Genomic DNA, 24,363 nt, shown 5'->3' with positions numbered 1-24,363 from the left:
CCTGGAGGAAGACATGCAGCGAGGCAGTGACCGGCTCAACGTCCACCGGGACGACGAGATGAAGCACGAGCTGAAGGGACTGCTGAGGTCCGGGCATCCGACGCGGGTCGAGGAGTGGCACGACCCCGAACCGGCCGCGGACGACGACCCGGAGGTGTGGAGCGGCCCCGTGGGCGGCCTGGGATCGCCGGCGTCGCTCGAGCGGGTGCGGTCGGAGCTGACACGCGCCCTGAACAGGGGCTCGTTCCCGGCGACCGCGCGGGACGTGGCCCGGATCCTGCGCAGGCAGAACGCGCCGGGCACGCTGGTCGACGCGGTGGCCCGGCTGCCGCAGTCGGCGCGTTACGAGAACGTCCAGCAACTGGCGGAGGCGCTGGCGGGCGGCGCATGAGGCGGGGCCAGGCGGCCGAGATCTCAGAGGGTGTCGCTGTCGACGCCGACGTGGCGACCGTCCGGTTCCTGCTGTACGGGCTGCTGCCCGGCTGGTTCGCGCCGGGGCTCGCCGACTGGGCGATGCACCGGCGCACCCGGATCGAGGACACGGCGGGGACGAAGGAGTCCGTCATCCACGCGCTGATGATGGCCGAGGTCGGCGTGCCGATCACGCTGACCCTGCGCTACCGGGTCAATCCCCGGCTGCTGACCGTGCTGCTGGCGGGCGCGCTGGTGCACGAGGCGACGGCGTGGTGGGACGTGCGGACGGCCGTCGACAGCGACCGGGAGGTCAGGCCGGCCGAGCAGCACATCCACAGCTTTCTGGAGTCGCTGCCGTTCGGTGGGCTCGCGTCGCTGGTGTGTCTGCACGCCGACCAGGTGCGGTCGCTGGCGCGGGCAGGGCGCGGGGATCCGGACGCCTGGCGGCTGCTGCGGCGCCCGCGCCCGCTGTCACCGGGCTATCTGGCGGGCATCGGGGTGGCGATCTGCCTGTGCGTGGTGCTGCCGTACGGCGAGGAACTGCTGCGCTGCCGGCGGGCCGCCCGGGAACGGAAAGGAGAGCGAGGATCATGCGTATCGCGTTCTTGGCGGCACCGGAGGGTGTCGAGCAGGTCGAGCTGACCGAGCCGTGGAAGGCGGCCTCGGACGCCGGGCACGAGCCGGTGCTGGTGTCGACGAAGCCGGGGAAGATCCAGGCCTTCGACCATCTCGACAAGGGGGACACGTTTCCCGTGGACGAGGTGGTGGGCGAAACCTCGGCCGGGTCGTTCGGCGGTCTGATGCTGCCCGGCGGGGTGGCCAATCCGGACTTCCTGCGGATGGACGGCAAGGCCGTGGCGTTCGTGAAGGAGTTCTTCGAACGGGGCCGCCCGGTCGCGGCGATCTGTCACGCGCCGTGGACGCTGGTGGAGGCGGATGTCGTACGGGGGCGGGTGCTGACCTCCTGGCCGAGTCTGCGGACGGACATCCGCAACGCGGGCGGCACCTGGGTGGACGAGCAGGTGAAGATCTGCGACCACGGCCCCAACCAGCTGGTGACGAGCCGCAAACCGGACGATCTGAAGGCGTTCTGCGACGCGTTCCTGCACGTGTTCGCCGGGGAGCCCGGCTGAGCCGCCGTATCCCATGAGGGCCGGCCCGCACGGGCCGGCCCCCTTTTTCACGCCCGGGTCCAGGCGCCCGGGTCCTGCCACGCCCGGACCCGCGGGCCGGCCGCGGACGGTGCGCCTCAGGTGCCGGACGTCCCCGGAGTCACCGCCTCGCCGCAGCGGCGTTCACGGGCGCCCTCACGGGTGCGGCCCGCGCTGACCAGGCGGCGCGGGTTGCGGCGAAGATACTCGCCCTCCAGCTGCGCCATGCGCTCGTTGTGGGTCCGCAGCGCGTCGTTCGAGCCGTACAGGAGGGTGTCGTGGCGCGTGCGGTGGATCGTCTCCAGCTCCTTCATGAGCTGCTGGTCGTCCAGTCGGCTGGGGTCGACTCCGGTCATTGGTACCCCGCTCGTCGTGTCCGTGTCCTGGGTCCCGGTCCGGGTACCCTCCCGGCGGGCGCTGCCCCCGAGCGGTTTCCGCCAGGGATCCATGGAGCTCGCGTTCCTGAATCCACTGTACGAACATCCGGGGTCCTGGGCCTCCGCTCACGGCGACAGGCCCCCCACGCCGGGACGGCGAGGGGGTCATCAGGGTGTCCCCACCCGGGGCCCGGAGGAACGGCGGGGCGCACCAGGGTGCGCTGCCGCGGGTGACGCCCTGCCGGAGCCGGCCGCGGGACCCCGTGGTCGGCCGGCCCGTCACCTGCCCTGCGCGGCGGCGGCCGCCGACGGGCTGCCGCAGGTGGTCAGGCGGCGCGCGGGCACGGGCCGGCCGAGCCGCTGATCCGCCCGGTCGCGCCCGACACGCACCGCGAGGTGCGGATCGCCGAGGACCCCGACCAGCCCGCCGCCCGCTGGAACGACCCGAAGGCCGTCGGCGAGCGGAGGACGGGGCGGGCCCGCGCCGACGGCGCGCGCTGGTCCGGGCGGCCGTGATGATCGACGCGCCGGTCCTGTCGCTGCCTCCGGTGCCGGCGGACACCGGCGACGACGAGGCGGGCGGCCCGGGCACGCCGCTGCGCCGGAAGTGACGTCCCGGCGGCCCCGGTGAACCGGGTGGGCCCGCGAACGGTCCGTCCGCCCTGTCGGGGTGGGGTCAGCGGGCCCGCTCGACCCTGCGTTCGTCCCAGACCGGTTCCGGCGTCTCGCGGACGCGCCCGTCGCTGCCGAAGACCAGGTAGCGGTCGAAGGAGCGGGCGAACCAGCGGTCGTGGGTGACCCCGACAACCGTGCCCTCGAAGGCCTCGAGGCCCTCCTGCAGGGCCTCGGCGGACTCCAGGTCGAGGTTGTCGGTCGGCTCGTCCAGCAGCAGGGCGGTGGCGCCGGCCAGTTCCAGCAGCAGGATCTGGAAACGGGCCTGCTGTCCGCCGGAGAGCCGGTCGAAGGTCTGCTCGGCCTGGCCGGTCAGCTCGTAGCGGCGCAGCCGGGACATGGCGGCGCCGCGGTCCTGGGAGTGCTCCTTCCACAGGATGTCGAGCAGGGTGCGGCCACGGAGTTCTGGGTGCGCGTGGGTCTGCGCGAAGTGCCCCGGTACGACGCGTGCGCCCAGCTTCCACTCCCCCGTGTGCGCGACGTCCTCGCCGGCCAGCAGCCGCAGGAAGTGGGACTTGCCGGAGCCGTTGGAGCCGAGAACCGCGACCCTCTCGCCGTAGAAGACCTCCAGGTCGAAGGGGCGCATCAGGCCGGTCAGTTCGAGTCCGGCGCAGGTGACGGCCCGTACACCGGTGCGGCCGCCCCTCAGGCGCATGGTGATGTCCTGCTCGCGGGGCGGCTCCGGCGGCGGGCCCGCCTCCTCGAACCTGCGCAGCCGGGTCTGGGCTGCCGCGTACCGGGAGGCCATCTCGTGGCTGACGGCGGCGGCCTGCCGCAGGTTCAGGACCAGTTTCTTCAGCTGGGCATGCTTCTCGTCCCAGCGGCGGCGCAACTCCTCGAAGCGGGCGAAGCGTTCCCGGCGGGCCTCGTGGTAGGTGCCGAAGCCGCCGCCGTGCACCCAGGCGTCGGCGCCGGCCGGGCCGGGCTCCACGGAGACGATCTTCTCGGCGGCGCGGGCGAGGAGTTCCCGGTCGTGGGAGACGAACAGGACGGTCTTGCGGGTCTCCCGCAGCTGCTCCTCCAGCCACCGCTTGCCGGGTACGTCGAGGTAGTTGTCCGGCTCGTCCAGCAGCAGCACCTCGTCGGTGCCGCGCAGCAGCGCCTCCAGCACGAGGCGTTTCTGCTCGCCGCCGGAGAGGGTGCGCACCTGGCGCCACTGGGCCTTGTCGTACGGCATTCCGAGCGCGGCCGTGGTGCACATGTCCCACAGTGTCTCGGCCTCGTAGCCGCGCGCCTCGGCCCAGTCGGCCAGGGCCTGCGCGTACGCCAGCTGGGCGGCCTCGTCGTCGACGGTCACGAGGGCGTGCTCGGCCTCGTCGACCGCCCCGGCCGCCTCGCGGATGCGGGGCGGCGCGACGGACACGAGCAGGTCCCGTACGGTCGTCTCGTCCCGTACGGAGCCGACGAACTGGCGCATCACGCCGAGGCCGCCGCTGACGGTGACGGTGCCGGCGTGCGGTTTCAGCTCGCCGGAGAGCAGCCGCAGCAGGGTCGTCTTCCCCGCGCCGTTGGGTCCGACCAGAGCGACGGTGGAGCCTTCGCCCACCCGGAAGGACACATCCCCGAGCAGGGTCCTCCCGTCGGGGAGGTGGTACTCGAGGTGCGCGGCTTCCAGATGTCCCATGGGCAGGGATTCTCCGGGCGGCGCAGGTGAGGGGCAAGCCGTTATCGGGCGGGGCCGCCGAAAGCACTCCCCCCTGCCGCCCGGACGTGTCCACCGGGTCGGCTGGACGGTGGTGCCCGCCCGGGGCAGGGCCTCCCAGCGACGGCGCGGGCGCCGCTCGCGGCGGCGTCGGCCTCACGGCGCCGGACCGGGCCGGGGCCGCCACGCCGCGGGACGCCCACGAGGATCGTGCGCCTGTACCGGCGGCGTCGCCCCGCTCGAGCCGACGCGCCGGTGGTGGGCCGGGCGCGCAGCAGGGGGCGTACAGGGCGTCGACGTCCTCGTCGGCGAGCGTCTTTGACGGCGCGGCGCCCTGCGCCTCGCAGAGCGGCGTCGGCGCGGGCCCGGTACGGCGGCGTCCAGCAGGTGGCGGGCACAAGGAACGGCCGCTTCAGGGTAACCGGACCCCATGACCCCTGACCTGGATCTGACCACGCGCATGACGAGCCGAAGCCCGCTGTGCCGGCTGCTGGAGCTGGACGGCCGCCTGTTCGAAGCGGCCGCCGCCCGGCACTGGCCCGGCGCCGAGCGGGTGCTGCCCCGCCTGAGCCGGGCGGCGGGCCACGGGGTGCTGTGGTTCGCGACGGCCGGCGCCATGGCCGCGATCCGCACCCCGAGGGCCCGCCGTGCCGCCGCCCGCGGCCTGGCCTCGCTCAGCGTGGCCTCGCTGGCCATCAACACGATCGGCAAGCGCTCGGTGCGCCGGGCGCGGCCGATGCTGGACCCGGTTCCGCTGGTGCGGCAGCTGAAGCGGCAGCCGATCACGACGTCCTTCCCCTCCGGGCACGCGGCGTCGGCGGCCGCGTTCGCGACCGGGGTGGCACTGGAGTCCCCGGCGTGGGGCGCGGCGGTGGCGCCGGTGGCGTTGTCGGTGGCGGCCTCCCGGGTGTACACGGGGGTGCACTTCCCGAGCGACGTGGTGGCGGGGGCGGCTCTCGGCGCGGGCGCGGCCTTCCTGGTACGGCGGCTGGTGCCGACCCGTGCGCAGGTGCGGCGCGGGGCCCGGGCGCGGGCCGAGGTGCCGGCGCTGCCGGAGGGCGAGGGTCTGGTGATGGTCGTCAACCGGGCCTCGGGGACGGCGGACCGGGTCCGTGCCCTGCACGACGCGCTGCCGCGGGCGGAGATCGTGGAGTGCGCGCCGGACGACGTCGGCGACGAGCTGGCGAAGGCGGCGGCCCGGGCACAGGTGCTGGGCGTGTGCGGGGGCGACGGCACCGTGAACGCGGCCGCCGGGGTCGCGCTGCGGCACGGCCTGCCGCTCGCGGTGCTGCCCGGCGGCACCCTGAACCACTTCGCCCTGGACCTGGGCGTGGAGGACGAACGCGACCTGGCCCGTGCGGTCCGGCACGGCGAGGCGGTGCGGGTGGACGCGGTCCGGTATGCCACCGACGGCGGCGAGGGCGTCGTCCTGAACACGCTGAGCCTGGGTGTCTATCCGGAGCTGGTGCGGGTGCGTACCCGCTGGTCGCACCGGATCGGCGGCTGGCCGGCGGGGCTGCTGGCCGCCCTGCGGGTACTGCGCGCGGACCGGCATCCGCTGGAGGTGGAGCTGGACGGAGAACGGCGGCCGCTGTGGCTGCTGTTCGTGGGCAACGGCGTCTACCACCGGATGGGGCTCGCGCCCGGTCGCCGTACGGATCTCGCGGACGGCCTGCTGGACGTGCGGGTGGTGCACGGCGGCCGGCGGCCCGCGCTGCGGCTGCTGGCGGCGGCCGCGGCGGGCCCGCTGACCGGCTCCTCCGGGCACAAGGCGGTGCAGGCGCAGCGGCTCCGGCTGACCGGTGTCACACCGGGCACGCCGCTGGCGTACGACGGCGAGGTGACGTCCGCGTCGGGCGAGGTGACCGTGGAGAAGCTGCCGAAAGCGCTGACGGTCTACCGCCCCCTCACGGCCGCCGACTGACGTCGCGTCGGCAGGCCGACCGACGATGCGACGGTCCAGCATGCAAAACGGTGGTCTCATCATTTGGCATGCGCGCGTACGGTGGGGTGCACCAGCGGGTGACGAGGGTGAAGGGGAACAGCCATGCCGAATGCGCGGGAGACCGCCGTCTACACGCACGGGCACCACGAGTCGGTGCTGCGGTCGCACGTCTGGCGGACCGCGGAGAACTCCGCGGCCCATCTGCTCGGCTCCCTCAAGCCCCACATGAGGATCCTGGACATCGGGTGCGGGCCCGGCACCATCACCGCCGACCTGGCGGAACGGGTCCCGGACGGCCATGTCACCGGGGTCGACCACGCACCGGACGTCCTGGAGCGGGCCCGGGCCACCGCTGCCGCGCGGGACCTGGCCAACGTGGACTTCGCGGTCGCCGACGTGCACGCCCTGGACCACCCGGACGACACCTTCTGCGTCGTCCACGCCCACCAGGTGCTGCAGCACGTCGGCGACCCGGTGCAGGCGCTGCGCGAGATGCGCCGGGTGACGAAGCCGGGCGGGTTCATCGCCGTACGTGACGCGGACTACGCGGCGATGACCTGGTATCCCGCGGTACCGGGCCTGGACGACTGGCTGGACCTGTACGAGCGGGTCGCCCGCGGCAACGGCGGCGAGCCCGACGCCGGGCGCCGGCTGAAGGCGTGGGCGCTGGCCGCCGGACTGACCGACATCACCGCCACCTCCAGTACCTGGACCTTCGCCACGCCCGAGGAGCGGGCCTGGTGGAGCGGTCTGTGGGCGGACCGCACCCTGGCCTCGGCCTACGCGGAGCGGGCGGTGGGCGGCGGTCACGCCACCGGGGAGCAGCTGGCGGCCGTGTCAGAGGCCTGGCGGGAGTGGGGCCGGCGGGAGGACGGCTGGTTCTCGGTCCTGCACGGGGAGATTCTGTGCCGTAAAGAGGCCTGATCCGCGAGATTCCATGCCGGGAGCAAGCCTGATCCGCGAAATTCGGGAAACTCGGATCTCAGGAGGTTCACACTATGGTTCCCATCCTTCTGGTACTGCTTCTGGCGCTCGTTCTTTTCGGGGTCGGATTCGCGGTAAAGGTTCTCTGGTGGATCGCCCTGGCAGTGCTGGTCATCTGGCTGCTGGGCTTCCTGGTCCGCAGCACCACCGCGGCGGGCGGCAGGGGTCGCTGGTATCGCTGGTGAGTGAGCGGACCGCGGTGGGCCGGGGTCTGTCCGCGTCGTCGCCCGAAGGGCGGCCGCGCGGCGTCAGGTGCGCTGAGAGTGCGTGCAGGGCGTCGCGCGGCAGACGGGAATTCTCGGACAGGCCCTACTCGCGGGGAAGCAGCGGTCCGAGCGGCCCGAGGTCCAGGTTCAGGTCCTCGGGCCGCAGTCCGTAGCGCTCGCACAACTCCTCCATGCGCTCCCCCAGGAGCATCAGGGTGAGCCCGATCCGCTCCTCCTGTTCCTCCGTCAGCTCACCGGTGTCCACGCGGCGCAGGGCCTGCCGCTCCATCAGCTGCCGGAGCAGTTCCACCACCGTGAGCACCAGCTTCACCAAGTCACGATCGACGGACTCGGGGTCCAGGTCGAGCCGGTTGCGCGGGGTCACGGGCCCTCCTCGTGGTGGCCGCCGGGAAGCTCGAAGGGCGAGGGGACCGATGCGTTCACCGAGCTGATCAGCGCGTTCAGATCGATCCGCACCAGGTCGACGTCCGCGATCCGCAGGGTGATGTCACCGGTGATGACGACGCCGCCCGCGAGCAGTCGGTCCAGGAGGTCGACGAGTGCGATCTCGCGCCGTTCGACAACGGTCACGGCGCCGCCTCCCCCACGAAGGAATAAGCAGCCCAGGGACCGGTCAGTTCCACCCGGATTCCGGGTTCCTCGTCCTTTGTGCGGTCCACGAGTTCCACGAATTCCTCGCAGTGCTTACGGGGCACCAGATAGGCCGCATTGAGGACGTTACGGCCGGGCTCTGCGGACAGCGCGGAATTCTGCGGGGGGTGCAGCCGGGAATCCTCGGCGTGCCGGGAAAGACGTTCGTGCAGCGAGCGGGCGAACGCCTCGGCCCGCTGCCACCGCTCCTCCTGCGCGTGGGTGCTTTCGCGGCGCCGGCGCAGATAGTCGCGACCGCTCGCGGGCCGCGCGGCCGGCTGCGAGGCGGGTTCGCCGGGCTCGGCCTCCAGATACAGCTTGACGCCCCACTCCACCCGGCCCTCCAGCCGGTCCAGGGTGCTCCGGAAGTCGTCCTCGCGGGCCTCGATCATGGTGCGCACCCCGCTGCAGTCCCGGAAGACGGTCCCGAGCCGGAGCGGCAGTGGTGTGGTGACGGTGGTGAGCGCGTCGATCACCCCCTGGTGGGCACGGGCGGTGGCGGACAGCCAGTCCAGGTCCTCCAGGTGGGCCTTGAGAGCCTCCTCGCCGAAGTCGGCCTCCGGGACCTGGCTGACGACCGCGACCAGCCCGTGGTGGTGCAGCAGCGCCGGCGGCGCGCCCCCGACACCGGAGAGCTGTGACTGCAGCGGCGTGGCGAAGGGGCGGCAGACGGCGTACACGTAGCGCAGTCCTGTCATGGCGCCTCCTTCGGTGCGCGGTCATGCTCCTTTTGCGCGTGGCGCCGTTCCACGGGCGCACTGCTGCCCGACTCCAGCTCCTGGAGCCGGTCCAGCCGCTCCCTCAGCTCGGCGTTCTCCCGGGCCAGCTCGTCGCGGCGGGCCCGGGAGGACAGCGCCGGGTCGCTCTCCCACCAGTCGATACCCATCTCCTTGGCCTTGTCCACCGAAGCGACGATCAGCCGGAGTTTGATGGTGAGGAGTTCGATGTCGAGCAGGTTGATCCGAATGTCGCCCGCGATGACGATGCCCTTGTCGAGCACCCGTTCGAGGATGTCGGCGAGGTTGGCCCCCGAGCCCTGCCCGTAGGGCTCGGGGAACCGGCCCGGCGCCGCCCGGCTCGGTGTCGTCATCGACGGCTCCCGCGCTCGGCGTACCGGGGCTCTTCCTCCTCGTACTCCTCTTCCTCCTCGTCCTCGTAGGGCTCCTCGTCCTCGTCCGCGTACTCGCCGGCCTCGTCGGACTCGTCCTCGGTGCCCTCCTCGCCCTCTTCCTCCTCGTCCTCGTCCTCGTATTCGTCCTGGTCCTCGTCCCCGGCGCCCTCGGCCTCCTCCTCGCCGGTGGGCTCCTGCGACTCCTCGGCCTGCTGTTCTTCTTCCTCGGCCATGGCGTCCTCGTGGCTGCGGACCACCTCGCCGTCGCGGATCTCGCCGCGCCAGCCCTCGTCCGCCTCGCCCTTCATGGTGATGAAGCGGGCGAAATGCTTGAGGTCCAGCCGGGTCCGGCGGCCCTGGGCGCGCCAGATATTGCCGGTCTTCTCGAACAAGCCGCTCGGGTAGTACTCCATGACCAGCAGGACGCGGGTGAGGTTGTCCCCGAGCGGGTGGAAGGTGACCACGCCCTTGGTGGTGCCCTTCGCCCCCTCCGAGGTCCACTCGATGCGCTGGTCCGGGACCTGCTCGGTGGTGGTGGCCTTCCAGCTGCGGCTGGACAGGAAGATCTTCGCCTGCCAGTCGGAGTGCGTGTCGTCGGCGCGGCTCGCGTTCTTGACGCCCTTGGCGAAGTTGCCGAAGTCCTGGAACTGGGTCCACTGGTCGTAGGCCGTGCGCACCGGCACGCCCACGTCGACGGACTCCATGATGACGGTCGGCTTGTTGCCTCCGCCCTTCTTCTTCCCCTTTCCGCCGCCCCCGAGGCTCTTGACCGCGTCCATCACGTTCTCCTTGGCGCGCGAGGCCCCGAGTTCCAGCGCCGTACGCAGCGGGCCCTTGCCCTCGGCGAGCTTGCGCCCGCCGTCGAGGGCCAGCTTGGCGAAGCCCGGGCTCTTGCCCTCCGCGATGTCGTTCAGCTTGCCGGTCGTCTCGCCGAGCTTGCGGCCGAGGCCGACCAGCACGCGCTGAGCCTGTGCGCCGAGGTACTCCTGCGCCTCCGCCTTCAGGCGGTCGGCGGCCTCGCTGTGGGCGAGGTCCGTGAGCGGGTTGGCCTTGTCCGTGACGGCGCCGGTCGCCTTGCCGGCCGCGCCGGTGGCCGATCCGAGTGCGTCGGTCATCGGTCGTCACCGCCCTTCGCCTGCCGGGAACGGGCGCCGCGTGCGGCGCCCGCGGCCCCTGCCGTCTGCTTCGAGGCCGCTTTGCGGGCCGCACCGGTCTTCTTGGGCGCCGTCTTCCGGGCCGCGGCGCCGCGCTCCCCGGCCTTCCGGCCGGGCGCGTTCTTCTGCGCGGCCTTCTTGGCCGGACGCTCCCGACGCCGCTCGTCCTCACGGCCTTCGTCCGCGCCACCCGATCGCTCGCCCGTGCCGCGCTCACGCTCGGCGGACTCCTTGCGGCTCTCCTGCCGGTCCTCGTCCCCGCCCGACTCCTGCTCCTCCTCGGAGCCGGTACCGGGCGCCGCCCCGGAGAGCTGGCCCCGCACCTGTTCGGTGCGGCTGTGCAGCCGGTCGGCGAGCGCCGTCATCTGCCGCTCGACCATGGCCCCGGAGGCGGCCTTGCCGACGCCCCTCAGGTCCTGGCGCAGCTGGTCACCCATCTCCTTGAACTGCGGGTTGTCGCGCAGCTGCTGGTTCACCAGCTCGGCCACGCCCCGCGGCGTCAGGTTGAGCTTCTTGCCGGCCACGACGGAGCCGACCGCCATGGCCATCTTCAGTTTCTTGGTGCGCCCCAGGAGGTATCCGGCCCCCAGGGCGAGGCCCAGTGCCATACGGTTCATCGTGTCGTCCCGTCGCCAGTGTGGTCGCCGGAGTGCAGGGCGATCTCCAGCCGGTCGAGCAGTTCGTCCTCGCGCCGGTCGAACTCCTCCTCGGTGATCTCGCCCGCCTCCAGCTGTTCTTCGAGGCGAGCCAGCTCGGCCCGTACGGTGGCGGGGTCGTAGTAGATCCGTTCCGCCTCACGGAGCACGTGCCTGATCGCCCACGCGCTCCCGCGCACCGGTGCGAACGGCAGCAGCAGGACCTCGCCGATCAGTCCCACGGTGTCACTCCCTTCCGTCCGGGTCCGTACGGGCCCGGGCGCGTCACGGTGCGCCGTGCCCGGCGCCGGCCGTGTCCGTGCTGCCGGCGGGCTCGGCGGGGCCGGGCTCGACGAAGCTGTACGGCGGCAGCGGCCCGTTGACGCGCAGCTCCAGGTGGGGGTGGCTCTTGCGAACCGCCTCCACGGCGGCGAGGAAGTCCTCGGCCGCGTGGCGGGGGACCAGGAACGACACGTTCGTCAGCCAGCCGGTGGACTCCGGCCCGGCGGCCACCGCGGCGGCGGACGGCCCCAGCAGGTTCTGCACCTCGGCGGCGTCCTCGGCCTCCATGGCCTTCACGGCGGTGGCGACCATCTCGCCGAGCCGCACCTTGTCCTCGTAGCTCCCGCCGCCCGCCTTCCGGTTGGCCTCGGCGAGCGCGCGCAGTTCGGCGTTCTCGGCCATCACCCGGTGGAGGACGGCGTCCTCGACGTGGCTGGCCTTGACGTTGTACTCGACCTTGCCGTCCAGTTCGCGCAGTCGCTCCCCATAGTGCTCGGCCCGCTCCGTCAGCACCTCGGCGACGGTGTCGTCGTCCGGGGAGACGCTGCCGAAGCGCATGGGGAGCACACAGCCGGCCGCGCCGGTCTCGCCGAGCACGTTCTGGTGGGCGAGGAGGTCACGGCGCTTGGGGCGCAGGTCCTCCGGGGCGTCGCTGACCACGGCCGCCAGGTCACCGGCGGTGATCACACGCACGGGGCGGGGCGGCTCCCCGACCCCGGTCATACCCTCGGGGAGGGCCGGGTGCGAACGAGCAGTGATTCCGTAGACGTACGTGCTCACTCCTGCTCCTCCTTACGGCGCACCTGCTTGCGAGCGCGCGGCCGCTCGGCCTCCTCGCGTTCGCCGCGGGCCTGCTTGAAGGCGTCCGAGATGGTCTCGGCGGCGCCGGACAGGGCTCCCTTCGACTTGCCGCGGGCACCGGACTCGGTGACCTCGCCCACGATCTCGGGCAGCCCGGGGCTCTTGCTGGGGCCTGCCTCCAGGTCGAGGCGGTTGCACGCCTCGGCGAAGCGCAGATAGGTGTCGACGCTGGCCACCACGACCCGGACGTCGATCTTCAGGATCTCGATACCGACCAGGGAGACACGCACGAACGCGTCGATCACCAGTCCCCGGTCCAGAACCAGTTCCAGTACGTCGTAGAGGCCGCTGGTGCCGCCTCCACCTCCGGTCTGTTGTGCCGGGACAACGGTCATACCGGCCGTTCCTCCTCGTCATCGGTCGGGTCGCGGGGTCCTCGTGGGAGCGGGCAGGCAGGCGGCGGCCCTAGCGGCCGCCGGACCGGCGCGCGTCGGAGCGCCCGCGTTCATATCGCTGAACGCGCCGGTAGCCGGTGAGCCGGCCCTCCTGGTCGAGATCGACCTGGTAGCTCGCCATCAGGCTCATGGTGTCCGGCACCCGCGCCAGTTCGAGGACCTCCACCTCGAGCGCCCATCCGTCCTCGGTCTGCTCGAAGGAGGTCACGGATTCGGGGGCGAGCCCGGTGAGTTCGGCGAGCTGGGCACGCGCCCCGCGCAGCACCTCCATGGGTGCCGGGCGACGCTCGTCCGTCTCGCTCCGCTCGTCCGAGCCGTGCGGTTCCTGTGTGTTTCGGTCTTCCTGTGAAGTCCGTGAATGGGATGTGTTCTTTGTGTTCGACATGGCCACCTCCCTCTGCGGGTGGCCCCTCATCTCCTGGCCAAACCTTCAGGAGCGGATGTCCTGAAGGCGCCGCCGTGCCGGGCCCGGGGAGCGGCCCCGGCCCGGCACACCGCCCCAGGGGTCGTTGCCGGCCTGCTCGACGGCGTCGGCGATGGTCCAGCGGCGTGCGTCGAGCCCGGAGTCGTCCAGCTGCTCCCACGACAGCGGTACGGCGACGGGCGCGCCGGGGCGGGCACGGGCGCTGTACGGGACGACGGCGGTCTGGGCGTGGGCGTTGCGCTGCACGTCGATGTAGAGGCGGTCGCCGCGGTCCTCCTTGCGGGCCGCGGTGGTGAGCCGTTGCGGGTGCCGGGACACCAGCAAGTCGGCGACGCCGCGGGCGAATTCGCGGATCTCGTCGAAGCCGGCCCGGCCGTCGAGGCGGACCACGACATGGAGTCCGCGCGAGCCGGTGGTCATGCAGGCGGCGGGCAGTCCCAGCTCGTCCAGCAGCTCCTTGAGCAGGCCGGCCGCCGCGCGCACCGCGGGGAAGTCGCCGCCGGGGGTCCCCCCGGGCCCTTCGGGCGCCGGTGAAGGGTCGAGGTCGAAGACGAGCTGGTCGGGGTGGTCGACGCCGCCGGCCCGGTCGGTGCGCGACCGCCAGCGGTGCAGGGTGACGCAGGCCTGGTCGGCCAGGTAGAGGAGGGTGGCGGTGTCGCCGCAGACGGCGTGCGTGACCGTGCCGCCCTCCTTGGCGACCTCGGCGCGGGTGATCCAGTCCGGGTAGTGCTCGGGGACGTTCTTCTGCATGAACCGCTGGGCGTCGATGCCGTCCGGGCACCGCTCCAGCATCAGCGGACGGCCCCGCAGGTGCGGCAGCATGGCCGGTGCGACGGACCGGTAGTAGTCGGCGAGGTCGCCCTTGGTGTACTCCTTCGCGTCTCCGTGGCCGGGAAAGAGGACCTTCCCCGGCCGCTGGATGCGCACCGTGCGGCGGCCCGCCCGTATGGACCGCGCGGCCTCGCTCATCGCACGACCGCCTCCTCGACCAGCAGCTTCGCCGCCGCCGTGATGCCCACGGCGTCGATGCCCGCCGCGTGCAGCTGCTCGTCGGGCGCGGCCGAGCCCGGCATGGTGCGCACCGCGAGCCGGACCAGCCGGGGCACGGGCCGCCCGTCGCCGAAGACCTCCGCCACGGCGTCGCCGAGACCGCCCTCGGCGCGGTGGTCCTCCACGGTGATCAGGCAGCCGGTCTCGTCGGCAGCCCGGCGCAGCGTGTCCGCGTCGACGGGCTTGACCGAGTACAGGTCGATCACCCGCACCCGGATGCCGTCCTCGGCGAGCCGGTCGGCCGCGGTCAGCGCCTCGGGCACGGTTACCCCGGCCGCGACAACGGTCAGCCGGTCCTCCTCGCTGGCGCACAGCGTCTTGCTGCCGCCCACCGGGAACTCCTCGTCGGGGCCGTAGATCACCGGGGTCTTGCCGCGCGAGGTGCGCAGATAGCGGATCCCGTCGAGGCCGGCCATGGTCGCGACCAGCCGGGCGGTCTGGTTGGCGTCGCACGGGTACAGCACGGTCGAGCCGTGCACGGCGCGGAACATCGCCAGGTCCTCCAGACCCATCTGCGAGGGCCCGTCCTGGCCGATCGCGACGCCGGCGTGCGAGCCGACCAGGTTGATGCCGGAGCCGCTGACGGACGCCATCCGCACGAAGTCGTGGGCGCGGGTGAGGAACGCCGCGAACGTCGAGGCGTACGGCAGCCAGCCCCGGACGGCCATGCCGACGGCCGCCGCGACGAGCTGTTGTTCGGCGATGTAGCACTCGAAGAACCGGTCGGGGTGGGCCTTGGCGAACTCCTCGGTGCGGGTGGAGTCGCCGACCTCGCCGTCCAGGACCACGACATCGCCGCGGGCGCTGCCGAGCGCGGCGAGGGCCGCGCCGAACGCGTCCCGGGTGGCGACCTGGTCGCCCTGGTCGTAGCGCGGCAGCTGGAGCGCCTCGGTGGTCAGGTCGCGCAGCGCGGCGGCGGCCGGCGGCTCGTGCACCCGCACGTGCAGGGCGCGCGGCCCACCGAGTTCGGCGACGGCCTCCTCGGCGTCCGGCAGCGGCTTGCCGTGGTGGCCCTCGAGATCCTCGACGGCGCCGACGCCCTTGCCCTTGAGCGTGCGGGCGAGGATCGCCACGGGCTGCCCCATCGTGGACAGCGCCTCGCCGTAGGCCCGGTCGATCTTGTCGACGTCGTGGCCGTCGATCTCGACGGTGTGCCAGCCGAAGGCCTGGAAGCGGCGTGCGTAGGCGTCCAGGTCGTGGCCGTGCCGGGTGGGTCCGCGCTGGCCGAGCCGGTTGACGTCGACGATCGCGATCAGGTTGTCCAGGTGCTCGTGCCCGGCGTGTTCCGCGGCCTCCCACACCGAGCCCTCCGCCAGCTCACTGTCGCCGCACAGCACCCACACCCGGTATCCGGTGCGGTCCAGGCGCTTGCCGGCCAGGGCGATGCCGACGCCGACCGGCAGGCCCTGGCCGAGGGATCCGGTGGCCGTCTCCACCCAGGGCAGCCGCCGGGGCGTGGGATGCCCCTCGAGCCGGCTGCCGAGCTTGCGGAAGGTGAGCAGCTCGCCGTCCTCGATCGCGCCGGCCGCCTTGTACACGGCGTACAGCAGGGGTGAGGCGTGCCCTTTGGAGAGCACGAACCGGTCGTTGGCGGGATGCGCGGGGCGCTCGAAGTCGTAGCGCAGATGGTGGGCGAGCAGCACGGCCAGCAGATCGGCGGCGGACATCGAGGACGTGGGGTGTCCGGATCCCGCGGCGGCGGAGGCCCGCACACTGTCCACGCGCAACTGCTGTCCGAGTTCGGCGAGTTCGTCGGTGTTCATGGATCTCCTTGCGGTGAGTTCGGGAGGGTGCGGCCCCGAGGGGGCCGGGCAGCAGGTCACGGGCCGCGGGGTCACTCGTCGGCGGGCTCCCCGGGGTCCGGGGGACGGGTGCGCCTGACGGGGCCGGAGGCAGGGTGGTCGCCGGGCTCGCGCCGGGCGGCGCGCGGCTCGCCGGTCCGCTCCGGCTCCGCGGCCCGCTCGTACTCCTCCGCCCCGTGCGGTCCGCCCGCCGTCCGCGGTCCGCCGGGGACGCGCGGCAGCTCCGGAGAGGCCGTGTCCAGGGGCACCGACCAGGACCGTACGAGACCCAACTGGACGCTCTGGCGGGGCAGTACGGCGTCCAGGAGCCAGTCCGCGGCCACCCGGATCCGGTTGCCGGGCAGCGCGGCCAGGTGGTAGCCGCGGGTGACCGCGCCGGCCGCCGGGCCGGACAGTGGGAAGCCGAAGGGGTTGGCGGCGGCCCGCACCCCGCCGAGGTCGACCGCGAAGCCCAGGTCGCGATGGCGGTAGGGCCGCCGGCGCCTGCCGAGACCGAGCGAGGCGGCCACGTTCTCCCCGGCCACCCGGCCCTGCCGCCAGGCGTGCTGGGCGGTCATCGGGGTGAACGACCCCGGGTGCTCCAGATCGGGTACGGCGGCCGCGTCCCCGCAGGCGAACACGTCCGGTCGGCCCGGCAGCCGCAGATACGGATCGACGATCAGCCGGCCCCGCTCCAGCGGCTGCCCCACCGCCTCCACCAGCGGATCGGGCCGTACCCCGACACACCACACCAGCGTCCGCGACGGGACGAACTCCCCGTCGGTGAGCAGCGCGCCGTCATGGGTGGCCTCCTTCACGGAGGTGCCCGTCCGCACGTCGACGCCCCGCGCCCGCAGCACCCGGCCGGCCGTGCGGGAGAGCCGCTCGTCCAGCTCCGGCAGCACGCGCGGCGCCACGTCCAGCAGGATCCAGCGCGGCCGGACGGGCAGCGGATGCCTGCGTGCCAGGCGGTCGGTGAGCAGTTGCATCTGCGCGGCCACCTCGGTGCCGGTGTAGCCGGCGCCGACCACGACGAAGGTGCAGCGGGCCGCGCAGATCTTCGGGTCGTCCTCGGTGGCGGCCAGCTCCACCTGCCGGGTCACGTGATCGCGCAGGTACAGCGCCTCGGGCAGGCCGCGGAAGCCGTGCGCGTGCTCGGCGACCCCGGGAACGGGCAGCAGCTTGTTGACGCTGCCGACGCAGAGCACGAGCCGGTCGTAGCCGAGGGTGCCGATGCCCCCCTCGGGATCGGAGTAGTGGACGGTGCGGGCGTCGAGGTCGAGGTGGTCCGCCTCACCGAGCACCATCCGCACCCCGTGCAGGGTGCCCGGCAGTGACACGGTGACCCTGCGGGCCTCCAGGCTGCCGGCGGCGACCTGGGGCAGCAGCGGCAGGTACAGGAAGTAGTCGGTCGGGTTCAGCAACGTGACGTCGGCCCGGTTCCGGGTCAACCGGGCCAGTGTGCGGGCGGCCCGGTACCCGGCGAACCCGGCGCCGACGATCACGACATGAGGTCGGCTCACGGTGCGCCTCCGGCGGTGTGGCTCGTCCGAGGCCTTCCGCGTAACCGGGGCCGGGGCACCCAAACGCCGGGCGGGTCACCCGTACGCCGGTCGCAGCACCCGAACGCCGCGCCGCGCGGCCCCGCCGGCCCAGCGTTTTGTGCCGTGCGCCCCGGTTACCCGGGTCCGGACCCGATCACACCGGGACCGGCCCGCCACGCGGAGGTGCTTTCCATGCCCGAGTACGGCTATTTCCTGGCGAGCGAGGAGCACGGCCCGGCCGCGCTCGTCGAGCAGGCCCGGATGGCCGAGCAGGCCGGGTTCCGCGCGCTGTGGATCTCCGACCACTTCCACCCGTGGAACGACGCGCAGGGGCAGAGCGCGTTCGTGTGGTCCGTGATCGGCGCCCTGTCGGAGGCGGTGTCCCTGCCCATCGAGACGGCCGTGACCTGCCCGACCGTGCGGATGCACCCGGCGGTGACGGCGCAGGCCGCGGCGACCGGGGCGGTGCTGACCGAGGGCCGTTTCCGGCTGGGCGTGGGCACCGGCGAGGCGCTGAACGAGCACATCCTGGGCGACCGCTGGCCGCCGGTGCACGTGCGCCTGGAGATGCTGGAGGAGGCCGTGCACGTGATGCGGCGGCTGTTCACCGGCGAGGAGGTCAACCACCGGGGCACCCACTACACCGTGGAGAACGCCCGCCTCTACACCGTCCCGGACGAGCCGGTCCCCATCGACATCTCCGGCTTCGGCCCGAAGGCTACGTCGCTCGCCGCCCGGGTGGGCGACGGGTACGTCACGATGGTGCCCGAGGCGGACATGGTCACCCAGTTCCGCAAGGGCGGCGGCGGGGCGAAGCCCGTCAGCGGCGGGGTGAAGGTCTGTCACGGCACCGACCGCGAGGAGTGCGTCCGTACGGTGCGCTCCCTCTGGTACACCGAGCTGCTGCCCGGGGAGATGGCGCAGGTGCTGCCGTCGCCGCGGCACTTCGAGCAGCTGCGGGAGCTGGTCACCGAGGACATGGTGCGGGAGAAGGTGGTGTGCGGGGACGACGCCGACCAGCACGTGGCCGCGTTGACGGGGTACGCCGACGCCGGGTTCGACCGGGTGTACGTGAACCAGATCGGGGCCGACCAGCAGGGGTTCTTCGACTTCTACCGCACGAAGGTGCTGCCGCGGCTGCCGTGACGAGGGAGCCCTGCGCACTCCCGGCGGGTCCAACTAGGCTCTGGCGCATGGAGATTCTGGGCGCCTCACTGCGTATCTGCGTCGACGACCTCGAGACCGCGATCCCCTTCTACGAGCGGCTCGCCGCCGGCAGAGCCCTGCGGTTCGAGCGCGGTGGGGTGCAGGTGGCGGCGATCGGATCCTTTCTGCTGATGAGCGGGCCAAAGGAGGAGCTGGACATCCTGCGCAAGGTGGCGGCGACCATCGCGGTGAAGGACGTCGAGGAGGCCCACCGGCTGCTGACGGACCTCGGCGCCCGGATCCTCGCGGGTCCGGTGGCGACACCGGTGGGCCGCAATCTCCTCGCGATGCATCCGGACGGCGCGGTCTTCGAGTACGTCGACCAGCGCGGCTGAGCGGTCAGGGCACGTCGGGCCGCATCCGGAAGTCGTAGCGGGCCGGCAGGGGCTCGTCGGTGAGCCGCGACCACAGCCCGCCCAGCACCTCCTCGCCCTCCCGCAGGTCGGCCACCTCGAGCCCGGCGTCGAAGACCGCCCGAGCCTCGGCGGGCCGGCCCTCGGCGAGCAGCAGCTCGGCCTCCAGGAGCCGGAAGCGGCCGCGCCCGCGCACGGAGGGCAGCAGCCGGTCCCACAGGGCGCGGGCGTCCGCCGTCCGCCGTACCCGAAGCAGCGCCTCGAGGGCCTCCCGGCCGAGCGCGGCCACGGCGGCGGTCCACGCCTCGCCGTCGTCGCGCCGTTCGCGGCACAGGTCGCCGAAGGCGTCCGCGTACCGGTCTGCGGCCCGCTCGTGGTGGCCGGACTCCCGGTCGGCGACGGCCAGGCAGCGCAGCAACGGCCACAGGGAAGGGGCGAGTTCGAGCGCGCGCTCCCAGCTGCGGACCGCCTGGGCGCGGTCGCCGGCGTGCCACTGGGCGACACCGAGGTGGTACTCGGTGTGCGGGGTGGCGGGCGCCGTCTCCAGCATGTCCCGCCAGTGCGGGGCGACGAGGGTCTCGCCGGGCGGCCGTACCCGGCGCGGCTCCGGCAGTGAGCCGGTGCGCAGCAGTTCCCGCCAGGGCGCCTGCGCCTCGCCGAGGGTGGACTCGGGGAACGGGGTGCCGGGCAGCTTCCAGTCGGCGCGCAGCACCTCGAGGGCGCCCCAGCCCGAGCCGTCGGCCAGGATCTCGCCCGGCTCCGTGTCGGCGCACGGCTGCCACGTCGCGTACGCCTCCTCCACGCGGGCGCGGGGAAGGGCGGTCTCCAGGTGTTCCTCGGCGCCCCGGACCACCTGGCCCCACTCCCCCTCGGACGGGGCGTCGAGCGGGCCGTACGCCTCCAGCCAGGACACCTCGCTCTCCGCCTCCAGCCGGACGTGTTCCAGTTGGGTGCGGGCGAGTCCGGCCTGGATCTCGCAGTAGCCGCCGGTGCCGGGTGCGGTCAGCCACTGCTGCCAACGGCGGCCGCCGGGCAGGTGGCCCCACACGAAGAGCTTGCGGCCGCGCAGGGTGTCGGTGGAGGTCTGCACCAGCCCGTGGCCCTCGGCGTCCAGCGCGGCGATCCAGCGGCGGTGGCCGTCCGGCACCTCGTAGAAGTGGTCGCCGGCGTAAGGGCTGTTGAGGGGGTACGAACGGTCGATGCCGTCGTACGACGGGACGGGCACCCGGCGCAGGCGGCGTTCGTAACCGAACTGCCAGGCCTCGGCGGCGGGGGCCAGGATCCGGCGCTCCTGAGGCACCGCGATGTTGGACCACCAGTAGGTCGGTACCGGCCGCTCGTGCGGGTTGCGGACGCGGACGCCGACGTAGAGGAAGTCGGAGCCGTCGGGCAGCCACAGGTCGACCTGGAAGGGCAGGTCGCGCAGCCGCTCCCACTCCCACAGGCGCAGCATCTCCCCGCCGTCCGGGGCGGGGACGCGGGCGGCGTGCAGGGGTGCGCAGGACAGGGCGGTGTGGCCGGTGGCGCCGATGTTCCATTCGACGCCGCCGGAGTACCAGGCGCCGTTGAGGGCGAAGTTGGACGGCTGGAACACCGGGTTGGCGTAGAGGAGTTCGCGTCCGGTCGGCAGGTGGACCAGGGAGGCGATGCGGCCGCCGAGGCCGGGCAGGACGGTGGCGCGCAGCCGGCCGTTCTCGATCACCAGGGCGTCGAGGGCGCGGGGCTCGCGGGTTCTGCCGCAGCCGTCGCGGACGCGGACCGGGAGCAGGCTGCGCAGCGGCTCGTAGCCCAGCTGGCGGGCCATGTCCCCGGGCGTGCCGTCCCGGTCCCGGTCGTCGATGCGGTGGACCTCGTCCAGGGGGCGCAGCGGAGGCAGGGGGTTGTCCGGGCCCAACTGCGCGGCGGGCAGCGTCAGTACCTCACGTCGGATCCTCGTCACGACGACCATGGAACCCGGCGCGGGTCGTCTCGGCCAGGGGACGTGCCGGTCAGGATTGCGCAAAGGCGGGGGAACCGGACTCCTCGGCGGGCGGTGTCAGTCGCGCATCTCGGCGGTGATCGCCCAGCGTTCGTGGTCGCGCCAGGCACCGTCGATGAAGAGCATGGCCGGGGAGAAGCCCTCCAGCCGGAAGCCGGCGCCGCGCGCCAGCGCGATGGAGGCGGTGTTGTCCGGCTGCACGTTGATCTCCAGGCGGTGCAGCCCGAGCGGGCCGAAGGCGTAACCGATGACCAGGTCGAGGCCCTCGCGCATCAGGCCGCGCCCGGCGGCGTGCGCGAAGACGCCGTAGCCGAGGGCGCCGCACTGGAAGCCGCCGCGCACGATGTTGTTGATGTTGATGAATCCGGCGATGTCCCCGCTGTCCTTCTCGCACACCAGGAAGCCGGCCCTGGCCGGGTCCTCGATCAGCGGGCGCGCGTAGGCGGCGTAGGCGGCGTCGTTGTCCGGCGGGAACAGCCAGGGCCGGTGCAGGTCCTTGCTCTCACGGACCCGGGCGGTGAATTCGGGGCCGTCCTCGAGGGTGAAGTGGCGGACGGCCACGCGAGGGCCCTCGGCCAGGTAGTGGGGTGTGGTGTGCGGCATCGGGCCAGAGTACGGCGTCTGGCCCGCTCCGCTTTGGGAAAAACCATGGCCGCACGCCTGCGGCGGTTCAGCGCAGTGCAGGCTCGTCCAGGATCAACGTGCCAGCGCCGGCGTCGAGTTCCGCCGCCACGCCGAAGGGGATCGTCAGGGCGCCCGCGCAGTGGCCGAAACCGAACTCCTCCACCACCGGCACGCCCAGCCCGCCGAGCCGGTCGGCGAGCAGCGAGCGCACCTCGGCATGGGCCGAGCACTCCGCCCAGGAGCCCAGCAGCACCCCGCGCACCCCCTCCAGCCAGCCCGCGCGCAGCAGTTGGGTGAGATACCGGTCCAGCCGGTACGTCTCCTCGCCCACGTCCTCCAGGCAGAGCAGCCCGCCGGCCGCCGAGGCACGCGCGTGCGGGGTGCCCAGCTCCGCGGCGAGCAGGGACAGACAGCCGCCGAGTGTCACACCGCGGGCCCGGCCGGGCACCAGGGCGGTGCCGCCGGAGGCGATGGTGCGCACCGTCTCCGGGGCGAAGAGTGTGGCCCGCAGATGCTCCTGGGCCGAGGCGTTCTTGACGAAGTCGACACCGGCCGCCATCGGGCCGTGCAGCGTGGCGAGGCCCAGTCGGGCGGCGAAGGCCTCGTGCAGCGCGGTGATGTCACTGAAGCCGACGAAGACCTTCGGCCCCGCCGCCCGCATCGCGTCCCAGTCCAGCAGATCGGTCATGCGCTGCACGCCGTACCCGCCACGGGCGCACAGCACCGCGTCCACCGACGGGTCGCACCAGGCTTCCTGGAGGTCCGCCGCCCGGTCGGCGTCGCGGCCGGCGAGGTAGCCGAACTCGGCGTGCCGGTCCAGCACGTGGGGTGCCACGACCGGGTCCAGGTCCCAGCCGCGCAGCACGTCCAGCCCCGCCTGCAGCCGCTCCTCGGGCACCGGTCCGCTGGGAGCGACGACGGCCACCCGGGCGCCCGGGGCCAGCCGCCCGGGCCGGATCAGTTCCCTCACGTGTGCAGCTCCAGTCTCGGGACGCCGCCCACGTCCAGCTTGAACACCTGGGCGTACAGGGAGAGTTCGGCCTCCAGGGCGCGCACCATGGTCTCGGCCCGCCGGAACCCGTGCCCCTCCCCCTCGAAGGTGAGGTAGGCATGCGGCACGTCCCGGCCCGCGGTCCGGGCGAGGAAGCGTTCGCACTGGACGGGCGGGCAGATCACGTCGTCCAGGCCCTGGAGCAGCAGGAAGGGCGCGGTGAGCCGGTCGGCGTGGGCGGCGGGCGAGCGCTCGGCGTACCGGGCGGGCACCTTCGTGAACGGGCCGATCAGCGACTCCAGGTAGCGCGACTCGAAGTCGTGGGTCTCCCCCGGGCCCCAGGTGGTCAGGTCCAGGACCGGGTAGAGAATCGTGCCGCAGGCGTAGACGTCGGTGGTGGTCAGGGAGGCGGCGGTGGTCCAGCCGCCCGCGCTGCCGCCCCGGATGGCGAGCCGGGCGGGGTCGGCGGTGCCCTCGTCGGCGAGGGCCTGGGCGACGGCCGCGCAGTCCTCGACGTCGACCACGCCCCACTGCTCGCGCAGCCGCTCACGGTAGGCCCGGCCGTATCCGGTGGAGCCGCCGTAGTTCACCTCGGCGACCCCGATGCCGCGGGAGGTGAAGTAGGCGATCTCCAGGTCCAGCACGAGCGGCACGCGGCCGGTGGGGCCGCCGTGCGCCCAGATGACGTAGGGCGGCAACTCGTCGTCGGGAGCCGTGTGTTCGGGGTGGTGCGGCGGGTAGACGTGGGCGTGCACCTCACGGCCGTGCGGGCCGGTGAAGACGCGGATCTGCGGCTCGGGGTAGTACGCGGGGTCGACGGCGTCCCGGTGCCGCGCGCCGATCGCGCGGGCACGGCCGGTGACGGTGTCCAGCTCGACCACCTCGTAGGCGGTGCGGGGGCTGGCGCCGACCGCGATCACCCGGCTGCCGTGGGCCGCGAGATGGGCCGGGAACTCGGTCCACGGGCCGGCGGCGTCGACGATCTCACCGGATTCCGGGTCCAGGACGCCGAGCACGGCCGACCCCTTGCCGTGGACGACCGCGATCAGTCCGTTGTCGAGCGGCGCGAACCAGCGCAGCCCGAGCTGCCAGAGGGGGCCGCCGAACTCCTCGTCGCGCGGGCACAGGGGGGCGCCGTCGCGGTAGAGGTTCCACCAGCCGCTGCGGTCGCTGCTGTGGAGGAGCCGGCCGTCCGCGTCCCACTCGACCTGTGCGACCGCCTCGTCCGGCCCGCCGGCCACGGTCCGCGCGTCCCGCAGGGTGCCGTCGTCGCCGATGTCGGCCACGAGCAGTTCCGTGCCGTCCCACGGCATCCGCGGATGGTCCCAGGCGAGCCAGGCGGCGCGACGGCCGTCGGGGGCGAGGCGTGCCCCGGTGACGAACCGGTGCCGGTCGTCGGTGAGTTCGCGCACGGCGCCCCGGTCCTCGGCGGCCGAGCCGTCCAGCGGCACGGCGGCGAGGACGCGCCGCAGGTCACCGGGGTCGTCCCCGGTGAACTCCTCGAGGACGCACCAGACTTCGCCGCGTTCCAGGTCCACGCGCGGGTCGGCCCAGCGCAGCCCGCCGCCCACGGCCGACACCGGGGTGAGCGGGCGCGGCTCGCCGCCGGGTTCGTACCGGTAGAGCCGCTGGTCGGTGAAGTGCACGAAGACGACGAGGGGGTGTTCGCCTTGTACCGCGCCGGCCCAGGGCCGGCCGCCGTACTCGATGAACCGGCTGCGCACGTTCCAGGGCGCGGGCAGCACGGACTCCTCCGTGCCGTCGGCGCGGCGCCGGATCAGCGCGCGGCGGCCGCCCTCGGCCGGCCGGGGTTCGGTCCACCAGGTCTCGTCCCCGACGAAGCCGGTCCACTCCGGCCGGCCGTCGTGCGCGGCGGCCAGGGCCGCGTCGACGGGCGACGGCCACGATCCGTACGGCGTCCTGAACATCTCG

The 24,363-nt window shown here is 73.4% G+C and carries 26 protein-coding genes and 1 pseudogene; 8 read left to right on the top strand and 19 right to left on the bottom strand.

What is annotated here, in order from left to right; genetic code table 11:
• Positions 1–13 precede the first annotated feature (13 nt).
• The 3 genes from AC5WRT_RS34095 to AC5WRT_RS34085 are packed head-to-tail and all read left to right on the top strand — an operon-like array spanning position 14 to position 1,547.
• On the top strand, positions 14–391 hold the full coding sequence (locus AC5WRT_RS34095; protein ID WP_496098006.1) for a DUF2795 domain-containing protein: 378 nt from the start codon (positions 14–16) through the stop codon (positions 389–391).
• Positions 388–1,056 (top strand): diguanylate cyclase, encoded by a 669-nt coding sequence (locus AC5WRT_RS34090; protein WP_496098007.1) that lies wholly within the window; start codon positions 388–390, stop codon positions 1,054–1,056. The genes AC5WRT_RS34095 and AC5WRT_RS34090 overlap by 4 nt, the downstream gene beginning before the upstream one ends.
• Positions 1,005–1,547: a type 1 glutamine amidotransferase domain-containing protein gene (locus tag AC5WRT_RS34085; RefSeq protein WP_496098008.1), complete on the top strand. Its 543-nt coding sequence runs from the start codon at positions 1,005–1,007 to the stop codon at positions 1,545–1,547. Before AC5WRT_RS34090 ends, AC5WRT_RS34085 begins: the two co-directional genes overlap by 52 nt.
• Before the next feature lie 116 nt (positions 1,548–1,663).
• Here the strand turns inward: AC5WRT_RS34085 and AC5WRT_RS34080 are convergent.
• Positions 1,664–2,048 (bottom strand): annotated as a pseudogene (locus AC5WRT_RS34080) (DUF6158 family protein).
• 570 nt (positions 2,049–2,618) lie between these two features.
• Positions 2,619–4,238 carry an ABC-F family ATP-binding cassette domain-containing protein gene (locus AC5WRT_RS34075; protein ID WP_496098009.1) on the bottom strand — a complete coding sequence of 540 codons (1,620 nt, stop codon included), beginning with the start codon at positions 4,236–4,238 and terminating at the stop codon, positions 2,619–2,621.
• Between the two features lie 448 nt (positions 4,239–4,686).
• On the opposite strand from AC5WRT_RS34075, the gene AC5WRT_RS34070 reads away from it, so the two are divergent.
• The 3 genes from AC5WRT_RS34070 to AC5WRT_RS34060 all read left to right on the top strand — a co-directional run bounded on the left by AC5WRT_RS34070 (position 4,687) and on the right by AC5WRT_RS34060 (position 7,370).
• Complete coding sequence (locus tag AC5WRT_RS34070) at positions 4,687–6,180, top strand: bifunctional phosphatase PAP2/diacylglycerol kinase family protein (RefSeq protein WP_496098010.1); 1,494 nt, start codon at positions 4,687–4,689, stop codon at positions 6,178–6,180.
• A gap of 123 nt (positions 6,181–6,303) precedes the next feature.
• The gene (locus AC5WRT_RS34065) at positions 6,304–7,125 is read left to right on the top strand and encodes a class I SAM-dependent methyltransferase (protein ID WP_496100902.1); all 822 of its coding nucleotides are present in this window, start codon (positions 6,304–6,306) and stop codon (positions 7,123–7,125) included.
• A 74-nt stretch (positions 7,126–7,199) separates the two neighbouring features.
• Entirely contained in the window at positions 7,200–7,370 is a 171-nt protein-coding gene (locus tag AC5WRT_RS34060; RefSeq protein WP_496098012.1) for a hydrophobic protein, read from the top strand.
• A 124-nt stretch (positions 7,371–7,494) separates the two neighbouring features.
• Here the strand turns inward: AC5WRT_RS34060 and AC5WRT_RS34055 are convergent, their stop codons facing one another.
• From AC5WRT_RS34055 to AC5WRT_RS33995, 13 genes are all read right to left on the bottom strand, one after another.
• Entirely contained in the window at positions 7,495–7,776 is a 282-nt protein-coding gene (locus AC5WRT_RS34055) for a gas vesicle protein K (protein ID WP_496098013.1), read from the bottom strand.
• Positions 7,773–7,982 carry a gas vesicle protein gene (locus tag AC5WRT_RS34050; RefSeq protein WP_496098014.1) on the bottom strand — a complete coding sequence of 70 codons (210 nt, stop codon included), beginning with the start codon at positions 7,980–7,982 and terminating at the stop codon, positions 7,773–7,775. Before AC5WRT_RS34050 ends, AC5WRT_RS34055 begins: the two co-directional genes overlap by 4 nt.
• Positions 7,979–8,740: a GvpL/GvpF family gas vesicle protein gene (locus tag AC5WRT_RS34045; protein ID WP_496100901.1), complete on the bottom strand. Its 762-nt coding sequence runs from the start codon at positions 8,738–8,740 to the stop codon at positions 7,979–7,981. Before AC5WRT_RS34045 ends, AC5WRT_RS34050 begins: the two co-directional genes overlap by 4 nt.
• Entirely contained in the window at positions 8,737–9,132 is a 396-nt protein-coding gene (locus AC5WRT_RS34040; protein ID WP_496100900.1) for a gas vesicle protein, read from the bottom strand. The genes AC5WRT_RS34045 and AC5WRT_RS34040 overlap by 4 nt, the downstream gene beginning before the upstream one ends.
• A complete protein-coding gene (locus tag AC5WRT_RS34035) occupies positions 9,129–10,268 on the bottom strand; it encodes an SRPBCC family protein (protein ID WP_496098017.1) in 1,140 nt (379 codons plus the stop codon). Before AC5WRT_RS34035 ends, AC5WRT_RS34040 begins: the two co-directional genes overlap by 4 nt.
• Complete coding sequence (locus AC5WRT_RS34030) at positions 10,265–10,924, bottom strand: DNA primase (RefSeq protein ID WP_496098018.1); 660 nt, start codon at positions 10,922–10,924, stop codon at positions 10,265–10,267. The genes AC5WRT_RS34035 and AC5WRT_RS34030 overlap by 4 nt, the downstream gene beginning before the upstream one ends.
• The gene (locus AC5WRT_RS34025) at positions 10,921–11,184 is read right to left on the bottom strand and encodes a gas vesicle protein GvpG (protein WP_496100899.1); all 264 of its coding nucleotides are present in this window, start codon (positions 11,182–11,184) and stop codon (positions 10,921–10,923) included. The genes AC5WRT_RS34030 and AC5WRT_RS34025 overlap by 4 nt, the downstream gene beginning before the upstream one ends.
• Before the next feature lie 43 nt (positions 11,185–11,227).
• Positions 11,228–12,004: a GvpL/GvpF family gas vesicle protein gene (locus AC5WRT_RS34020; protein WP_496100898.1), complete on the bottom strand. Its 777-nt coding sequence runs from the start codon at positions 12,002–12,004 to the stop codon at positions 11,228–11,230.
• Positions 12,001–12,420 carry a gas vesicle structural protein GvpA gene (locus AC5WRT_RS34015; protein WP_496098021.1) on the bottom strand — a complete coding sequence of 140 codons (420 nt, stop codon included), beginning with the start codon at positions 12,418–12,420 and terminating at the stop codon, positions 12,001–12,003. Before AC5WRT_RS34015 ends, AC5WRT_RS34020 begins: the two co-directional genes overlap by 4 nt.
• Positions 12,421–12,490: 70 nt before the next feature.
• Positions 12,491–12,865 (bottom strand): gas vesicle protein GvpO, encoded by a 375-nt coding sequence (locus AC5WRT_RS34010; RefSeq protein WP_496098022.1) that lies wholly within the window; start codon positions 12,863–12,865, stop codon positions 12,491–12,493.
• 45 nt (positions 12,866–12,910) lie between these two features.
• Complete coding sequence (ligD, locus tag AC5WRT_RS34005) at positions 12,911–13,873, bottom strand: non-homologous end-joining DNA ligase (protein ID WP_496100897.1); 963 nt, start codon at positions 13,871–13,873, stop codon at positions 12,911–12,913.
• A complete protein-coding gene (locus AC5WRT_RS34000) occupies positions 13,870–15,717 on the bottom strand; it encodes a transketolase (protein ID WP_496098024.1) in 1,848 nt (615 codons plus the stop codon). The genes ligD and AC5WRT_RS34000 overlap by 4 nt, the downstream gene beginning before the upstream one ends.
• Before the next feature lie 71 nt (positions 15,718–15,788).
• The gene (locus AC5WRT_RS33995) at positions 15,789–17,258 is read right to left on the bottom strand and encodes an NAD(P)/FAD-dependent oxidoreductase (RefSeq protein ID WP_496100896.1); all 1,470 of its coding nucleotides are present in this window, start codon (positions 17,256–17,258) and stop codon (positions 15,789–15,791) included.
• 213 nt (positions 17,259–17,471) lie between these two features.
• Between AC5WRT_RS33995 and AC5WRT_RS33990 the strand changes: the two genes are divergently transcribed.
• On the top strand, positions 17,472–18,425 hold the full coding sequence (locus AC5WRT_RS33990; protein WP_496100895.1) for an LLM class F420-dependent oxidoreductase: 954 nt from the start codon (positions 17,472–17,474) through the stop codon (positions 18,423–18,425).
• Between the two features lie 47 nt (positions 18,426–18,472).
• Entirely contained in the window at positions 18,473–18,820 is a 348-nt protein-coding gene (locus AC5WRT_RS33985; RefSeq protein WP_496098027.1) for a VOC family protein, read from the top strand.
• Positions 18,821–18,824: 4 nt separating this feature from the next.
• Here the strand turns inward: AC5WRT_RS33985 and AC5WRT_RS33980 are convergent, their stop codons facing one another.
• The 4 genes from AC5WRT_RS33980 to AC5WRT_RS33965 all read right to left on the bottom strand — a co-directional run bounded on the left by AC5WRT_RS33980 (position 18,825) and on the right by AC5WRT_RS33965 (position 24,359).
• Positions 18,825–20,786 carry a DUF5107 domain-containing protein gene (locus AC5WRT_RS33980; RefSeq protein WP_496100894.1) on the bottom strand — a complete coding sequence of 654 codons (1,962 nt, stop codon included), beginning with the start codon at positions 20,784–20,786 and terminating at the stop codon, positions 18,825–18,827.
• Positions 20,787–20,873: 87 nt separating this feature from the next.
• Complete coding sequence (locus AC5WRT_RS33975) at positions 20,874–21,419, bottom strand: GNAT family N-acetyltransferase (RefSeq protein ID WP_496098029.1); 546 nt, start codon at positions 21,417–21,419, stop codon at positions 20,874–20,876.
• A gap of 67 nt (positions 21,420–21,486) precedes the next feature.
• Entirely contained in the window at positions 21,487–22,410 is a 924-nt protein-coding gene (locus tag AC5WRT_RS33970) for a S66 peptidase family protein (RefSeq protein ID WP_496098030.1), read from the bottom strand.
• Positions 22,407–24,359, bottom strand: coding sequence for a prolyl oligopeptidase family serine peptidase (locus tag AC5WRT_RS33965; protein ID WP_496100893.1), 1,953 nt, complete (start codon positions 24,357–24,359; stop codon positions 22,407–22,409). The genes AC5WRT_RS33970 and AC5WRT_RS33965 overlap by 4 nt, the downstream gene beginning before the upstream one ends.
• Positions 24,360–24,363: the final 4 nt, after the last annotated feature.

Source organism: Streptomyces sp. NTD91 (assembly GCF_059510455.1).
Note: the sequence above shows the minus strand (reverse complement) of the source record. Positions and strands in the feature narration are given on the sequence as shown.

Excerpts from the sequence above, each read along its gene's own strand:
- AC5WRT_RS34035 (WP_496098017.1), bottom strand. The coding sequence starts at position 10,268 with ATGACCGACGCACTCGGATCGGCCACCGGCGCGGCCGGCAAGGCGACC.
- AC5WRT_RS34095 (WP_496098006.1), top strand. The coding sequence starts at position 14 with ATGCAGCGAGGCAGTGACCGGCTCAACGTCCACCGGGACGACGAGATG.
- AC5WRT_RS34060 (WP_496098012.1), top strand. The coding sequence starts at position 7,200 with ATGGTTCCCATCCTTCTGGTACTGCTTCTGGCGCTCGTTCTTTTCGGG.
- AC5WRT_RS34010 (WP_496098022.1), bottom strand. The coding sequence starts at position 12,865 with ATGTCGAACACAAAGAACACATCCCATTCACGGACTTCACAGGAAGAC.
- AC5WRT_RS34085 (WP_496098008.1), top strand. The coding sequence starts at position 1,005 with ATGCGTATCGCGTTCTTGGCGGCACCGGAGGGTGTCGAGCAGGTCGAG.
- AC5WRT_RS33980 (WP_496100894.1), bottom strand. The coding sequence starts at position 20,786 with ATGGTCGTCGTGACGAGGATCCGACGTGAGGTACTGACGCTGCCCGCC.
- AC5WRT_RS34040 (WP_496100900.1), bottom strand. The coding sequence starts at position 9,132 with ATGACGACACCGAGCCGGGCGGCGCCGGGCCGGTTCCCCGAGCCCTAC.
- AC5WRT_RS33975 (WP_496098029.1), bottom strand. The coding sequence starts at position 21,419 with ATGCCGCACACCACACCCCACTACCTGGCCGAGGGCCCTCGCGTGGCC.
- AC5WRT_RS34015 (WP_496098021.1), bottom strand. The coding sequence starts at position 12,420 with ATGACCGTTGTCCCGGCACAACAGACCGGAGGTGGAGGCGGCACCAGC.
- AC5WRT_RS33990 (WP_496100895.1), top strand. The coding sequence starts at position 17,472 with ATGCCCGAGTACGGCTATTTCCTGGCGAGCGAGGAGCACGGCCCGGCC.
- AC5WRT_RS33965 (WP_496100893.1), bottom strand. The coding sequence starts at position 24,359 with ATGTTCAGGACGCCGTACGGATCGTGGCCGTCGCCCGTCGACGCGGCC.
- AC5WRT_RS34000 (WP_496098024.1), bottom strand. The coding sequence starts at position 15,717 with ATGAACACCGACGAACTCGCCGAACTCGGACAGCAGTTGCGCGTGGAC.
- AC5WRT_RS34045 (WP_496100901.1), bottom strand. The coding sequence starts at position 8,740 with ATGACAGGACTGCGCTACGTGTACGCCGTCTGCCGCCCCTTCGCCACG.
- AC5WRT_RS34030 (WP_496098018.1), bottom strand. The coding sequence starts at position 10,924 with ATGAACCGTATGGCACTGGGCCTCGCCCTGGGGGCCGGATACCTCCTG.
- ligD (WP_496100897.1), bottom strand. The coding sequence starts at position 13,873 with ATGAGCGAGGCCGCGCGGTCCATACGGGCGGGCCGCCGCACGGTGCGC.
- AC5WRT_RS33985 (WP_496098027.1), top strand. The coding sequence starts at position 18,473 with ATGGAGATTCTGGGCGCCTCACTGCGTATCTGCGTCGACGACCTCGAG.
- AC5WRT_RS34090 (WP_496098007.1), top strand. The coding sequence starts at position 388 with ATGAGGCGGGGCCAGGCGGCCGAGATCTCAGAGGGTGTCGCTGTCGAC.
- AC5WRT_RS34065 (WP_496100902.1), top strand. The coding sequence starts at position 6,304 with ATGCCGAATGCGCGGGAGACCGCCGTCTACACGCACGGGCACCACGAG.
- AC5WRT_RS34075 (WP_496098009.1), bottom strand. The coding sequence starts at position 4,238 with ATGGGACATCTGGAAGCCGCGCACCTCGAGTACCACCTCCCCGACGGG.
- AC5WRT_RS34070 (WP_496098010.1), top strand. The coding sequence starts at position 4,687 with ATGACCCCTGACCTGGATCTGACCACGCGCATGACGAGCCGAAGCCCG.